Origin of the sequence: Bradyrhizobium sp. JR4.1 (genome assembly GCF_040548605.1) — a bacterium.
Taxonomy (GTDB): Bacteria; Pseudomonadota; Alphaproteobacteria; order Rhizobiales; family Xanthobacteraceae; genus Bradyrhizobium; species Bradyrhizobium canariense.
On record NZ_JBEPRY010000003.1, the window covers coordinates 321,098 to 335,143 of the forward strand.

The window sequence follows — 14,046 nt, forward strand, 5'->3', positions numbered from 1 at the left end:
GAGGGTCAGGCGCCCTCGCTGCCTTCGGCAGCCGCGGCACAATAGTCGCGCCAGAACTGGCGGTAAGCCGCCTCGACCCTGGCCGTGTAGATTTCGACATTGCCGGCCGGGGACGCTGCGATCCGAGCCGGCAAGTCCGCCCGCAATTTCGCCAGATGCGCCGGCTGCGCCGCATATTTGCAGGCGATCGCGGCATAGCCCTCGTCATTCTCGGCGACCCAGTCGTCGAGACCGACCGCAACCACGATCGAACCGCCGGCACGCGAGGAGGCGCCGTTGCCGAGCTTGGCCACGACCGGAACGCCCGCATAGAGCGATTCCCAGGTGCTGACGCCGCCGTTTTGCGGGAACGTGTCGAGCGATATGTCGACGTTTGCAAACGCCCGCAGGTGCTCGTGGCGCGGCGTCGAACCCAGGCAGGTGACATTCTCCTCGGCAACGCCCTGTGCCACGAACCGCGCGATCAGATTATCGCGCAGCATGGGATCGTCGAGCAGGGTATGCTTGATGACGATCTTCGATCCCGTCACCTCCCGCATCACTTTCGACCACACCCGGATGGCCTCGTCCGAGATCTTGTAGATGCGGTTGAACACGCCGAAGGTGACATGACCGTTGCGGAGCATGGGCGGCTCCGATGCAGGTACATCCAAAATGGGATCGATCGTGATCAGGCACGGCAGGTCGTAGACCTTTTCAGCCAGCAGATGGCGCGCCGATTGCGGAATGAAGATGGGATCCGCGAGCACGTAGTCCATGGTCTGCAGGCCCGTGCCCGTGGCGTGACCAAACCCGGTGACTTGGATCGGAGCCGGCTTGCGGGCGAAGACGTGGAGCCTGTTGCCGGTGGTGTGCCCGGACACGTCGATCAGGATATCGACCTTGTCCGCCTGGATGCGATCGGCCAACTCGTCATCCGACATCTGCCAGGCGTCGACCCAGATGTCCGCCGAGGACCTGAATGCGGCGGTCATCTCATCTCTTACCGGCGAACACGAATAGCAGACGATCTCGAACCTGGCGTGGTCATGGTGGCGCAGCACCGGCAACAGAGCGAACGCTGCCGAGTGGTTCCTGAATTCGGACGCGACATATCCGATCAAGATCCGCTTGTCCGGATCGCGCTTGCGGGGGGACAACGCCCTTTGCGGCAATTTGGCGCCGATCGCATCCCACCACTGCTTTCGTGCGGCCTGCTGGACCGCAAAATCCGCGTCGGGGAGATAGTCCAGCAAGAATATCTTTGCGCCCGATCAAGTCCGCATAATCAGGCGCGATTGCCAGCCCCGCATCGAGATGTTCGAGCGCCGTCGCGATGTCTCCCTGGCTCGCATAGCAGGAAGCCAGGAGCGCAATTCCGATGTCGGATCGCGGATTTTCCTCCAGCAACGTCTTGACCGCCGCAATCGCCCCGGCCGTGTTGCCCTTGAGAATGTTGACTTGCGCCTTTCCCTGCAAGGCGACTTCGAGCCTTGGCGAAAGCGCCAGCGCCGCATCGAAGTCCGCGGTCGCCTGCTCCAACCGCAACAGATCGAGATTGAGCCGTCCGCGCTGCGCCAGAATCTTCGGCGAATCCGGCTTGATCGCGAGCCCTGCCGCGATCGCCGCGGCCGCCTCTTCGTAGTGCCGGAGCTCGATGCACACCATGCCCTTGCCCGCGATCGCTTCCGCGTGACGTGGCTGAAACGCGAGGGCGCGATCGAAACTCTCCTTGGCGCGCTGGAACTGGCCTTCGATCAGCTCCGCCATGCCACGATTGCAAAATGCATCGGCATAGTCCGGCTTCAGCCTGATAGCGCGATCGTGCAGCTCGATAGCCTGCTCGGCGAGGCCCATGTGCAGCAGCGTATTGCCGAGATTGGTCAAGGCGATCGGAGAATTCGGCTTCAGCGCAATGGCCCTCTCCTGGCATGCGCGAGCGTCCTGAAATTTCTGGAGATTGAAATACACTGCCCCCAGATTACCATGGGCATCGGGCGAACGCGGATCGAGCACGGTCGCGCGCTCGAGCAATTGTTGCGCCTCCTCGAGCCGCCCGCCATCATACGCGCGCAGGCCGAGCAGGTGCGCGGCGTCGAAATGATCCGGAACCTCCGTCAAAATCCGACGGCAGAGTGTCTCGACCTCCGCGTATCTGCCCTGCCCGAGTGCCTGAACCGCGGCGGACATGAGCGCGTCCGCCTGCTTCTTCAATTTCTTTTGCAATCGCGCGTTCTGGAATGCGCGCGCGCCGGCGCTGCTCTGCAAAGTCTCTCTCCGGAGTATGGCCCGAAAAGACGATGGCCGATTCGCATGGTGCCAAGCTGGCGGATCGGTTAGACCAGCGACGCCACCGGATTGCAGGTGCTCAGCGCAGGATCTGGCTCAGGAACAGTTTTGTGCGGGCGTGCTGCGGGGCCGCGAAGAACTCGTTGGGCGTGTTGGCTTCGATGATCTGGCCCGCGTCCATGAACACCACGCGGTTGGCGACCTCGCGGGCAAAGCCCATCTCGTGGGTGACGACCAGCATGGTCATGCCCTCCTCGGCAAGGTCGACCATGGTGTCCAGCACCTCCTTGACCATTTCGGGGTCGAGCGCCGAGGTCGGCTCGTCGAACAGCATCACCTTCGGGTTCATCGTCAGCGCGCGGGCGATCGCAACGCGCTGCTGCTGACCGCCGGACATCTGCCCCGGAAACTTGTTGGCCTGGTGCGGGATCTTGACCCGCTCCAGAAACTTCATCGCCGCCGCCTCGGCGTCCTTCTTGGGGATGTTGCGCACCCAGATCGGCGCCAGCGTGCAATTGTCCAGCACGGACAGGTGAGGAAACAGGTTGAAGCTCTGGAACACCATGCCGACTTCGCGCCGCACCGCATCGACATGCTTCAGATTCGGCCCGAGCTCGATGCCGTCAACCACGATCTCGCCTTCCTGGAATTCCTCCAGCGCATTAATGCAGCGGATCAGCGTCGACTTGCCCGAGCCGGAGGGGCCGCAGATCACGATGCGCTCGCCCTTCTCGACCGCAAGGTCGATGTCGCGCAGCACGTGAAATTCGCCGTACCATTTGTTCAGGCCGGATATTTTAACGATGGGGTCGGACATGATGACCTCGATCAGTTGCGGCGGTGAGCGTTGAGGCGGTGCTCGACGAAGAGCGAGTAGCGTGACATTCCAAAGCAGAAGATGAAGTAGATGATCCCGGCGAAGGCGAACCCGGTGAACGCGGTCGACGGCGACGACCATTTCGGATCCGAGAACGACGCCCGCAGCGAGCCCAGCAGATCGAACAGCGCCACGATCGAGACCAGCGACGTGTCCTTGAACAGGGAGATGAAGCTGTTGACGAGGTTCGGAATGACGTGGCGCAGCGCCTGCGGCAGCACGATCAGCGAGGTCGTCTTCCACCAGGACAGCCCCAATGCCGCGGCCGCCTCGCCCTGCCCGCGCGGGATAGCAGCCAGCCCGCCACGGACGTTCTCAGCCTGATAGGCGCCCGTGAACAGCGAAATTCCAATCAGCGCACGCACCAACCCGTCGACTGTGAAATTGCCCGGCAGAAACAGCGGCAGCATGTAGGTGGCGAAGAACAGCACGGTGATCAGCGGCACGCCGCGCCAGAACTCGATGAAGGCGATCGAGAAGATCCGGATCAGCGGAATGGTCGAGCGGCGGCCAAGCGCCAGCGCAATGCCGATCGGCAGCGAGGTGACGATGCCCGTGACGGAGACCACCAGCGTCACCAGAAGTCCGCCCCACAGGTTCGTCTGCACGATCGGCAGTCCGCCGTGATCGAGCCCCATCAGCTTGATCACGATTGCGATGGCGGCGAAGGTGACGACGCTGGACGTCAGGGCCCGCCCCCCGGTGCGGAGGCCGCCGCCGAGAACGAAGGCGATCAGCGAGACGATCGCGGCGGTGATGGCGAAATCGGCCCAGACCGACTGGCCCGTCCCCTGCATCTGGTCACGCAGCCAGGTCAGCGGAAAGATCAGCCAGTAGATCGCGGTCCCCACGAGCATGATGACATTGCCGACGACCCACAACAGCGGTGCGGCAGAGGATGTCTTGCCGAGACCGAGCAGAGCCTTGCCGGCGCCGATGATGCTGTCGTCGAACAGTTGCAGCAGGTCAGCGGTCCAGCTCAGGCCAAATCCCTTGATGCCGCCGCCATGCAGCAGAAAGAATGCGACCACTGGAAACGCAAAGAAGAACAGGCCTGCGTTCAATCCTTTCGACGGCAGTCGCGGAATGAGCAACGGCACCAACAGGACCACCGACAGGACGAGCGTGAGGTTGACCCGCCAGCGTTCGGCTTCGGGGTAGAAGCCGTAGATCAGTTGCGGCAGCTTGGCCTGGATGTAGGGCCAGCAGGCGCCGACCGTAAAGCCGGCGTTCTCGGCGAGGCAGGCCGTGCGATCCTTACCGGTCCAGACTGCATCGACCATCAGGAATCTGACGGAAGGAATGATGGTGAACCATAGCAGCAAGGCGCCGACGATCGTGAGCAGGATGTTGGTCGGCGAGTTGAACAGGCGCGTCCGCACCAGGCCGACGAAGCCCGTGGTCTTCACCGGCGCGGGACGTTCATCGAGAAGATCCTGGCGGACGAAGCTGGACGAGGTGATATCGCTCATGCGCCGAGACTCCGGCTGATGCGCCAACCGTAGACGCTCATGACGGCGCTGGTGATCAGCGAGATCAGGAGATAGACGCCCATCGTCATAGCGATGATCTCGATGGCCTGCCCGGTCTGGCTCAGCGACGTGCCGGCGAACACGGAGACAAGGTCAGGATAGCCGATCGCGACGGCCAGCGACGAATTCTTGGTGAGATTGAGGTACTGGTTGGTCAGCGGCGGAACGATGACGCGCATCGCCTGCGGCACGACCACCAGGCGGAGCGTGGTGCCGCGGCTCAGGCCCAGCGACGATCCCGCCTCCATCTGCCCGCTGTGGACGGAGAGGATGCCCGCGCGCACGATCTCGGCGATGAAGGCAGCCGTATAGGTCGACAAGGCCAATGTGAGCGCCACGAACTCCGGGATGATCCGCGAGCCGCCGGCGAAATTGAAGCCCTTGAGCTGCGGCAGCTCGAAGCTGAAGGGCAGACCCGCTACCAGAATGGTGACGAGCGGCAGTCCGAACAGCAGGCCCAGCACATAGGGCCAGATCCGGATCATCTGCCCCCGCTGGAACAGCGCCCGGCGCGCGTGGATGCGCAGCACCGCCGAAGCCACGATGCCGAGCGCCAGCACCACAAGAAACGCCTCGAAGCCGCTCTCGCCGATCGGCCGGGGAATGACGAGACCGCGATTGCTGACGAAAGCGATGCCGAGCAGCGAAATGCTCTGTCGTGGATTAGGCAAGGCAGCAAGCACCGCCAGGTACCAGAACAGGATCTGGAACAGCACCGGCAGGTTGCGGATGATCTCGACATAGATTTCGCCAATGCGCGCGAGCAACCAGTTGGGTGACAGCCGGCACAGCGCGACAATGAAGCCGATCACGGTGGCAAACACGATGCCCACCACCGAGACCACGAGCGTATTGAGGAGCCCGACCAGGAACACGCGCAGGAACGTGTCCGAGCCGGTATACGAGATTAGCGTCTGATTGACGTCGAAACCGGCGTTGTTCGCGAGGAAGCCGAAGCCGGCCGCAATGTGCTGGTTCTCGAGGTTGGCGCGGGCGTTGGAGACGATTTCATAGGCAATCCAGCCCAGGACCGCAGCGAAGGCAAACTGGACGGCGATGCCGTTCCAGCCTGTCTTGCCCCCCAGGACGCGCCTGATCTTCAGCGCGATCTGGGGCGGGGGTTTGCGGGCCTCGATGCTCATCGCCGCGAGCGCGGGTCAGGCGGGGTCAGCGGATCGGCGGCGCGTATTGGAGACCGCCCTTATTCCAGAGATTGTTGAGTCCCCGATTGATACCAAGCGGCGAGCCTGCGCCGACGTTGCGGTCGAACACTTCGCCGTAATTGCCGACGGCTTTCACGATGCGCACCACCCAATCCTTGCTCAGGCCGAGCTGTTCACCGAAATTGCCGTCGGTGCCGAGGACGCGCTTCAGCTCCGGATTTTCCTGCTTCGCCTTCTCGTCGACGTTCTTCGCGGTCACGCCGAGCTCTTCGGCGGTGATCATGGCAAACAGCGTCCATTTCACGATGTCGAACCACTGGTCGTCGCCGTGGCGCACCATCGGTCCGAGCGGCTCCTTCGAGATGATTTCCGGGAGCACCATGTGATCGCCGGGATTGGCAAGCTTCAGGCGGTTGGCGTAAAGGCCCGACTGGTCGGTGGTGAAGACGTCGCAGCGCCCGGCCTCGTAGGCCTTGACCGTTTCGTCGTTGGTGCCGAACGCGATCACCTCGTACTTCATGTTGTTGGCCTTGAAGTAGTCGGCGAGATTCTGCTCCGTGGTGGTGCCGGTCTGGACGCAGACCGAGGCGCTGTTGAGCTCGAGCGCCGAGTTCACCTTGAGCGACTTCTTCACCATGAAGCCCTGCCCGTCATAATAGGTCACGCCGGTGAAGTTTGCGCCGAGCGAGGTGTCGCGCGAGATGGTCCAGGTGGTGTTGCGCGACAGCACGTCGACTTCGCCGGATTGCAGCGCCGTGAAGCGGTCCTTGGCGGAGAGCGGCACGTACTTGACCTTGGTCGGATCGTTGAAGATCGCCCCGGCGATCGCGCGGCAGACGTCGACATCAAGCCCGGTCCAGTTGCCCTTGTCGTCCGGCGAGGAGAAGCCGGGCAGGCCCTGACTGACGCCGCAGGACAGCATGCCGCGGTCCTTGACGGTCTTGAGCGTTTGCGCCTCGGCGGCTTGGGCCGTCAGGCCGGCGGCGAGGGCGAGAGTGAGAGCCAGGATTACGCGTTTCATGGGCTTGGGGCCTTTCAAAGTCGTCTCAAGGTCAGGAACGTTGTCTTTGCGATCGTCTCTGCCAGGGCTAGCCGTATCAGGACCAGCCCTGCAAGAGTCATGCTGGAAAACCTTGCCGATCACCCGCCGATCCCGGGAGGCCCTACCTTAATCCCCGCCGAAAGGCGCCCGCCGTTACGGCTGTGGCGCGTGGTCCGGTCAGGCGATGGATCGAAGGTCGCGGCAGGCCCCTCAACATGCGGCGACTGAATAGCACCTGCGATAACAGAACGGCTGGCGTGCCGGGTCAAGGGGTTGACGGGACTCTTCTGTGTTCTGTTATTAACGACAGCGGCCTTTCGGCCTGCCCGCGGGCGCAGCGCGCCTGGTGGAAACGCGCTTTTGAAAGCAGACGCATGGATTCCTCACACCCCTCCGAACAGCACGCCGAGACCCGGCTGGTCACCTCCGGCCGCGACACCAAGGCGCAGAAGGGGTTTGTCAATCCTCCGGTGTTCCACGGCTCGACCGTGCTCTATCCGACCGCCGAGGACCTGCACGCCCATCGCGGCGAGTTCACCTATGGTCGCCATGGTTCCCCCACCACCAAGGCGTTCCAGGAGACGCTGATGGCGCTGGAGGGGCCACAATGCGCCGGCGTCGGCATCGTGCCGTCGGGCCTGTCGGCGATCTCCACCACCCTGCTCTCGGTGCTGAACGCCGGCGACCACATCCTGGTCTGCGACAACGTCTACCGGCCCTCGCGCAATTTCTGCAATGGCATGCTCACCCGCTACGGCATCGAGACCACCTACTTCGATCCGATGATCGGCGCCGGCATCGACAAGCTGTTCAGATCCAACACAAGCGCCGTCCTGGTCGAGGCGCCCGGCTCGCAGTCGTTCGAGATGCCCGACATCCGCGCCATCGCCGATGTCGCACATGCACGCGGCGCGCTCGTCATCGACGACAACACCTGGGCGACGCCGCTGTATCACCGCTCGCTCGAACAGGGCGTCGACATCAGCATGCAGGCCGCCACCAAATATATCGGCGGCCATTCCGACATCATGTTCGGCACCATCTCGGCCAATGCCAGGGCATGGCCGCAGATCGCCGAAGGCATCCGCCTGCTCGGCGTCTGCGCCGGTCCCGATGACGTCTTCCTGGCGCTGCGCGGCCTGCGTACGCTGTCGGTGCGGCTGGCGCAGCATCATCGCTCCGGCCTCGACATGGCGCGCTGGCTCGCCAACCGGCCAGAGGTCGCGCGCGTGTTGCATCCGGCACTCGAGACCGATCCGGGCCATGCGATCTGGAAGCGCGACTTCACGGGCGCGTCGGGCCTATTCAGCATCGTGCTGAAGCCGGCGCCGCAGAAGGCGGTCGACACAATGCTCAACACGCTCAAGCTGTTCGGCATGGGCTTTTCCTGGGGCGGCTTCGAGAGCCTTGCGATTCCTTTCGACTGCGACGGCTATCGCACGGCGACCAAGTGGGCGCCGGGCGGCCCTACCCTGCGTCTGCACATCGGGCTGGAGAGCACTGACGACCTCAAGGCCGACCTCGATCGCGGCTTCGCTGCCCTCAAAGCAGCAATGTGAGCCTGTTCACAAGGCACTGCGCCTGCGGACGCGCCAACGCGCGCCGCAGGAACGTGTAGCCGCTGCAAACGTTGACGCCCCCTGCGCCAACAAATGGTTTGAACCTCAAGCATTTGGCGCTAGCCTCACCAATCGACTCCAATCCGGACTCGGAGCATGGGAACGTTGGTACTGCTCGATCTGATGGGCGGCGTGGCGCTGTTGCTGTGGGGCCTGCACATGGTCCACAGCGGGATTCTGCGTGCCTTTGGCCCGGACCTGCGACGGCTGCTCGGCAAGGCTCTTGGTAACCGCTTCAACGCGTTTGCTGCCGGTCTCGGGCTGACGGCGCTGCTCCAGAGCAGCACCGCGACTGCGCTGCTCACGAGCTCGTTCGCAGCCGAGGGCCTGCTCAGCCTTGTCACCGCGCTTGCCATCATGCTCGGCGCCAATGTCGGCACGACGTTGATCGTGCAGGTGCTGTCGTTCAACATCGCGGCCGTCGCGCCGGTCCTGTTCGTGCTCGGACTGGTCGCCTTCCGCGTGGGTCCGCGCTCGCGGATCAAGGATGTCGGCCGTGTCTCGATCGGTCTCGGACTGATGCTGCTGTCGCTGCACATCCTGCTCGACACGCTGGCCCCGGCCGAGAACGCACCGGGCGTCCGCGTCATGATGTCCTCCATCACGGGCGATCCCGTTCTGTGCATCGTGACCGCGGCGCTCGCCACCTGGGCGGTGCATTCGAGCGTCGCAAGCGTGCTGCTGATCATGTCACTGGCCTATTCGCAGTTCATCTCGCCTTACGCCGCGCTCGCACTGGTGCTTGGCGCCAATCTCGGCAGCGCCATCAATCCCGTATTCGAAGGCGCCAAGCGTGACGATCCCGCCAGCTATCGCCTGCCAGTGGGCAATCTCGTCAACCGGGTGATCGGGATCGCGCTCGTCCTGCCCTTCCTGGGCCCGATCGCCGAGCACTTCCACGCTTGGCAGCCTGATCTTGCCAGGATGACGGCGGCGTTTCATATCGCCTTCAACGTCGGCACGGCCATGATCTTCATCGGCCTGCTCGATACCATGTCGCGCCTGTTGACCCGGCTCCTGCCCGATCGTGTTCAGGAGGCCGATCCGGCCCGGCCGCGCTATCTCGACGAGACCGCGCTGGAATCGCCGTCGCTGGCGCTGGCCGATGCCGGCCGCGAAACCCTGCGCATGGGCGATCTCGTGGAAGTCATGCTGCGCAAGGTGATGGCGGCGATGATGAGCGGCGACCGCGCATTGGTCGACCAGGTCTCGAAGATGGACAACATCGTCGACGGCCTCGACGAAGCCATCAAGCTCTACGTGACGAAACTCATGCGCGGCAGCCTCGACGAGAGCGAGGGCCGGCGCGCCATGGAGATCATCTCCTTCGCCATCAATCTGGAACATATCGGCGACATCATCGACAAGAGCCTGAGCGAGCTGGCGACCAAGAAGATCAAGCGCCGCTTCCAGTTCTCGCCCGAGGGCGCCGAGGAGCTCGCCGCCTTCCACAAGCGCACGATGGATTCGCTGCGCATCGCCTTCGGTGTCTTCATGTCGGGCGACGCCAACGAGGCGCGCAAGCTGCTGGTGGAGAAGACGGCGCTGCGCAACACCGAGCTTGCCGCCGTCGAGCGCCACCTCGATCGCCTGCGCGAGGGCCGTCCCGAGACCATCGAAACCACGTCGCTGCATCTCGACGTGCTGCGGGACTTGCGCCGCATCCACTCGCACATCTGCTCGGTCGCCTATCCCGTGCTCGACGCAGCCGGCGAGCCCCATCGCAGGACCGAGACGGAGACAGCCGCCCTGCCCGCAACGGGCGCGGCGTCGGCCTTGCCGCGCTAGTCGCGTCGGATCAGCGCTCCAGCGTCTTTGACGCGCGGCCGCGGTTCTTCACGATCAGCATGATGTTGCGGATATAGATGATGGTCGCGAGCGCCTGGCCGAGGATAATGACGGGCTCGCGCTTGACGACGCCGTAGACCAGCGTCATCAGCCCGCCGCCCATGGAGCAGAACCAGAACGCCATCGGCACCACGCTGTTGCCGGCGCGCTCGCTCGCGATCCACTGCACCAGGAAGCGTGCCGTGAAGAACAGTTGCGCGACGAGGCCGAACGCGAGCCAGAAGTCGAACTTGGCCACGAAGACGTCGTAGAAATAATTGCTCAGCGCCTGACCGTATTGGATGATCATGCCGTCACCTCAGTCACATCCGGCGTCGGCTTCTTGCGGCGGATCAGCCACCACACGCCCCCGAGATCCATGATGCCGATCCACAGCCGGTCGAAGAAACCGTAGTTCGAAACGCCGGAGCGGCGCGGCCGGTCGATCACGTCGACATAGGCGATCTCGTAGCCCTCGCGGCGCACCAGCGCCGGCAGGAAGCGATGCAGCCCGTCGAAATAGGGCATCATCAGGAACACCTCGCGCCGGAACGCCTTCAGGCCGCAGCCGGTATCGCGCGTCCCGTCCTTCAGGATCGCGTTGCGGACGCCGTTGGCGATGCGCGACTGGAATTTCTTGAAGCCGGTATCCTTGCGGCCGACGCGTTGTCCGGCGGCAAGTCCAACCTTGCTTCCGTTCTCGACCGCCGCGATCAGGTCGGGCAGGAAAGCCGGATTGTTCTGGCCGTCGCCGTCGAGCGTCGCCACGATCGCTCCGCGTGCCGCACGCACGCCGCTGCGCACGGCCGCGGACTGGCCGCCTGATCTGGCATGGCGCAGCTGGCGCAGATTGTCCCGCTGCTTCATGACCGCGCCGAGCCGTTCGCCGGTCGCGTCGCTCGAACCGTCGTTGACGTAGATGATCTCATAGGCCCAGCGGCCGTCGAGCGCCGCGCCGATCTCCTCGATCAGCGGCACGATGTTGTCGGCTTCGTTGCGCACGGGAACGACGATGGAAACCGAGGGCTGGAAAACCGAAGGCTGGGACGACAAATCGAAGCTCGTGGTTGGAATTGGCTTGGCTCGGGAACCGGCGGTCCCGGCAGGCAGCCGCTTTTATGGGGCGGATGCCCCGTGGGCAACCCTTTTGAAGCGGCCCGAGACCGCCCCTGAAAGAGGCACAATGGTGCCGTCGGCCCGGATGGCAAAGCCGAGCCTGCGCGCCGCGAACCAGTAGCGCACCGCCATGGCGCCGACCATGCCGACCAGGGCGCCGGCCACCACGTCACTCGGGTGGTGCGCGAGCAGCACCAGACGCGTCAGCAGGATCACGATCGCGTAAGTGAACATGAACACGCGCAGGCGCGGCCATAGCGCCGAGACCGCAAACGCCAGCGCGAACGCCGTCACCGCATGCCCCGACGGCAGGCTGGCATAGGAGCCCGTCCCATCGAACGGCACGAAGTTGAACGGATTGGCCTTGCCGCCGACGAACGGACGTCCTCGACCGATGAGATATTTCAGGATCTCGGCGACGAATACGGACACGGCAACAGACAGGAACATGAACTGCAGCCGCGTGCCGAGGCCGAGCAGCAACGCGCGGCTTGTGCCGTGCAATCCCGCCGCAACCAGCGCCAGCACCACCAGCAGGCCCCCGAGCACCGAGAGCACATACTCGTCCTTGCCGAAATCGGTGAGGATGCGGATCGGCCACAGGCCCGGCGTGCCACGCGCCGGCATCAGCTGGATCTCGGTCAGGTCGAAAACGACCATCAGCGCGATGACCAGGGCTGCACCTGCCGCACTCAGCCACAGCGAATGCCGCGCCAGCTTTCGCGCGGCCTCGGCGCGGCGCGAATGCGAGGGCGTGCGCACGAGCTGTGCCAGGGCGCGCCCCGAGAGCGTGAGCAATTGCGCGGGATAGCTCGCGCGCGGCGCGATGTCGGTTGGTGCCGACACCCTACTCGGTGCCTTCCGAGCGGAAGATCGAGATCGAGATCGCACGCCCTTGCGAGAAATTGTAGCCGTCGATGCGCGTGCCGACCTTATAGCGCAACCCGATCGCCTCGGCGCGCTGCACGAAGCCGCGCTCCGAACGCTGCTCGATCAGCGCGAAACGGCAGCTTCCTTGCCGCAGGAAATCCGCCGCGCCCGAACCGTCGGTGAGCAGCGTCTGCGTACCGGTCAGGAAGACGAGGCTCGGCTCGTGATAGCCGGCCGCGGCCGCCTTCGGGCCGACGCAGGTGACGTTGCGAAGCGCGCGTGCGATCTCGATGCTCGGAAACAGCGGCGTCAGCGACGGCAGCACGATGCCGTAGACTGTTACCGCGAGCATCAGGGCTGCGACCAGCGCGTTGAGCAGCGAGCGCTCGGCGTGATTGTTGTCGTGAAGCCACCAGGCGAACAGGCCGAAGATCAGCGAGGCCGCGATGAACGGCCAGGCCACGAAAGCAGGCTGTCGAGTCAGCATCACCGCGCCGACGACCGCGATGATCGAGCCGCCAACAGGGATCGCGAACCACCAGGCCGAGCCGCGCATCAGCCAGGACCAGGACAGCACGCGCCGCTCGAGCGCGCCCGCGGTGAGGATCGCGATTGCAGGATACAGCGGCAGCACGTAATGGGGCAGCTTGGTCAGCACCACCTCGAACACGATCCAGGATGGGATCAGCCAGGCCAGCAGGAACTGCGCGCCGGGCTCGCGCCGCGCGCGCCAGACCGCGGGCGCCGCCATCGCCGCGAGCGGCGCGCCGGGCCAGAACGTGATCCAGAACAGCGCCAGATACAGTCCGGGCGGAGCGCCGTGAGATTCCTGAGCGCCCAACTTGCTCAGCATGTCGCCGCCGACGGAATCGGCGAAGAAGGCATCGCCCGCGCGCCAGAAGATCGCGACGAACCAGGGCAGCACCAGCACCAGCATCCACATCAGGCCCCAGAGCGGGCGCAACTTCCATAGCCAGGAGGCGTCGCGGTCCTGGATCGCGAGCGCGACGATGGTCAGGCCCGCGAACATCAGGATCAGCGGACCCTTGATCAGGATGCCGACAGCGAGCGCGGTCCAGAAGATTGCGGGCCAGCTCCAGGGCGGACGCGTCTCGTCCTCGGCGCGCTGCCACGACAGATAGGCCCGCCCCATCGCGCCCATCGCGGCGACCACGCAGAACAGCAGCATGGCGTCGGTCTTCGCAAGCCGCGCCTCGACCCCGAGCAGCACGGAGGCGCACATTAGAAGGGCTGCAAGCACCGCGGCGCGTCGCGTGACGAAGCCGAGCGCCGTCCAGTAGGTCATCAGCACGGCACCGATCGCGCCGATCAGCGACGGCAGCCGGTAGACCCAGATCCGCAACTCGGCCTTCGGCAGACCGAGCGCCGACGCCGTCTCGACCGCAGCCGATTGCAGCCAGTAGATCCCGACCGGCTTCTTGTAGCGGACGTCCTCCTGGAAGCGGATATCGACATAATCGCCACTCTCGACCATCTGCTTGGTCGCCTGCGCAAAGCGCGCCTCGTCGCGGTCAACCGGCGGAATCGTGAAGAAGCCTGGCAGGAACAGCAGCAGCGCGCACAGCAGCAGGAAGGCGACCGCGCGGACGTGGCTGGCGGTGGCGATGTCGAACATGAACACGAGCCGGCTGCCCGGATTCACCGGGGATTTCGGCCCGCGGGGAGCTCCAAAACGGGGTGCTGGGTAGGTTTCAGCCATCGGTTCCGCTTA

The 14,046-nt window shown here is 64.5% G+C and carries 10 protein-coding genes and 1 pseudogene; 2 read left to right on the forward strand and 9 right to left on the reverse strand.

The annotated features are described in order from the left end of the window. Window positions 1–5 precede the first annotated feature (5 nt). The 5 genes and pseudogenes from ABIB90_RS10015 to ABIB90_RS10035 form a co-directional block, all read right to left on the reverse strand. Window positions 6–2,247, reverse strand: a pseudogene (locus tag ABIB90_RS10015) (tetratricopeptide repeat protein). A gap of 100 nt (window positions 2,248–2,347) precedes the next feature. Continuing rightward, entirely contained in the window at window positions 2,348–3,085 is a 738-nt protein-coding gene (locus tag ABIB90_RS10020; RefSeq protein ID WP_007591212.1) for an amino acid ABC transporter ATP-binding protein, read from the reverse strand. An 11-nt stretch (window positions 3,086–3,096) separates the two neighbouring features. Continuing rightward, window positions 3,097–4,617 carry an amino acid ABC transporter permease gene (locus ABIB90_RS10025; RefSeq protein WP_354160653.1) on the reverse strand — a complete coding sequence of 507 codons (1,521 nt, stop codon included), beginning with the start codon at window positions 4,615–4,617 and terminating at the stop codon, window positions 3,097–3,099. Continuing rightward, entirely contained in the window at window positions 4,614–5,819 is a 1,206-nt protein-coding gene (locus tag ABIB90_RS10030) for an amino acid ABC transporter permease (protein ID WP_354160651.1), read from the reverse strand. The genes ABIB90_RS10025 and ABIB90_RS10030 overlap by 4 nt, the downstream gene beginning before the upstream one ends. A 25-nt stretch (window positions 5,820–5,844) precedes the next feature. Further along, window positions 5,845–6,861 carry an amino acid ABC transporter substrate-binding protein gene (locus ABIB90_RS10035; protein ID WP_007591217.1) on the reverse strand — a complete coding sequence of 339 codons (1,017 nt, stop codon included), beginning with the start codon at window positions 6,859–6,861 and terminating at the stop codon, window positions 5,845–5,847. Window positions 6,862–7,256: 395 nt separating this feature from the next. Here ABIB90_RS10035 and metC point away from each other — a divergent pair, with 395 nt between their 5' ends. Both metC and ABIB90_RS10045 read left to right on the forward strand, forming a co-directional pair. Then, entirely contained in the window at window positions 7,257–8,441 is a 1,185-nt protein-coding gene (gene metC, locus ABIB90_RS10040; RefSeq protein WP_354160648.1) for a cystathionine beta-lyase, read from the forward strand. Window positions 8,442–8,597: 156 nt separating this feature from the next. Further along, window positions 8,598–10,289: a Na/Pi cotransporter family protein gene (locus tag ABIB90_RS10045; protein WP_354160646.1), complete on the forward strand. Its 1,692-nt coding sequence runs from the start codon at window positions 8,598–8,600 to the stop codon at window positions 10,287–10,289. Window positions 10,290–10,299: 10 nt separating this feature from the next. Here ABIB90_RS10045 and ABIB90_RS10050 read toward each other — a convergent pair whose 3' ends face one another. The 4 genes from ABIB90_RS10050 to ABIB90_RS10065 all read right to left on the reverse strand — a co-directional run bounded on the left by ABIB90_RS10050 (window position 10,300) and on the right by ABIB90_RS10065 (window position 14,034). After that, window positions 10,300–10,638 carry a lipid-A-disaccharide synthase N-terminal domain-containing protein gene (locus ABIB90_RS10050; protein WP_007591223.1) on the reverse strand — a complete coding sequence of 113 codons (339 nt, stop codon included), beginning with the start codon at window positions 10,636–10,638 and terminating at the stop codon, window positions 10,300–10,302. Next, window positions 10,635–11,381: a glycosyltransferase family 2 protein gene (locus ABIB90_RS10055; protein WP_354160644.1), complete on the reverse strand. Its 747-nt coding sequence runs from the start codon at window positions 11,379–11,381 to the stop codon at window positions 10,635–10,637. Before ABIB90_RS10055 ends, ABIB90_RS10050 begins: the two co-directional genes overlap by 4 nt. 63 nt (window positions 11,382–11,444) lie before the next feature. Next, window positions 11,445–12,290 (reverse strand): phosphatase PAP2 family protein, encoded by an 846-nt coding sequence (locus tag ABIB90_RS10060; protein ID WP_354160642.1) that lies wholly within the window; start codon window positions 12,288–12,290, stop codon window positions 11,445–11,447. 1 nt (window position 12,291) lies between these two features. Beyond that, window positions 12,292–14,034: an ArnT family glycosyltransferase gene (locus ABIB90_RS10065; protein ID WP_354160640.1), complete on the reverse strand. Its 1,743-nt coding sequence runs from the start codon at window positions 14,032–14,034 to the stop codon at window positions 12,292–12,294. Window positions 14,035–14,046: the final 12 nt, after the last annotated feature.

Bases quoted from the DNA above. Each gene is read 5' to 3' on its own strand.
- ABIB90_RS10030 (WP_354160651.1), bottom strand. From the start codon at position 5,819: ATGAGCATCGAGGCCCGCAAACCCCCGCCCCAGATCGCGCTGAAGATC.
- ABIB90_RS10020 (WP_007591212.1), bottom strand. From the start codon at position 3,085: ATGTCCGACCCCATCGTTAAAATATCCGGCCTGAACAAATGGTACGGC.
- metC (WP_354160648.1), top strand. From the start codon at position 7,257: ATGGATTCCTCACACCCCTCCGAACAGCACGCCGAGACCCGGCTGGTC.
- ABIB90_RS10065 (WP_354160640.1), bottom strand. From the start codon at position 14,034: ATGGCTGAAACCTACCCAGCACCCCGTTTTGGAGCTCCCCGCGGGCCG.
- ABIB90_RS10050 (WP_007591223.1), bottom strand. From the start codon at position 10,638: ATGATCATCCAATACGGTCAGGCGCTGAGCAATTATTTCTACGACGTC.
- ABIB90_RS10025 (WP_354160653.1), bottom strand. From the start codon at position 4,617: ATGAGCGATATCACCTCGTCCAGCTTCGTCCGCCAGGATCTTCTCGAT.
- ABIB90_RS10035 (WP_007591217.1), bottom strand. From the start codon at position 6,861: ATGAAACGCGTAATCCTGGCTCTCACTCTCGCCCTCGCCGCCGGCCTG.
- ABIB90_RS10045 (WP_354160646.1), top strand. From the start codon at position 8,598: ATGGGAACGTTGGTACTGCTCGATCTGATGGGCGGCGTGGCGCTGTTG.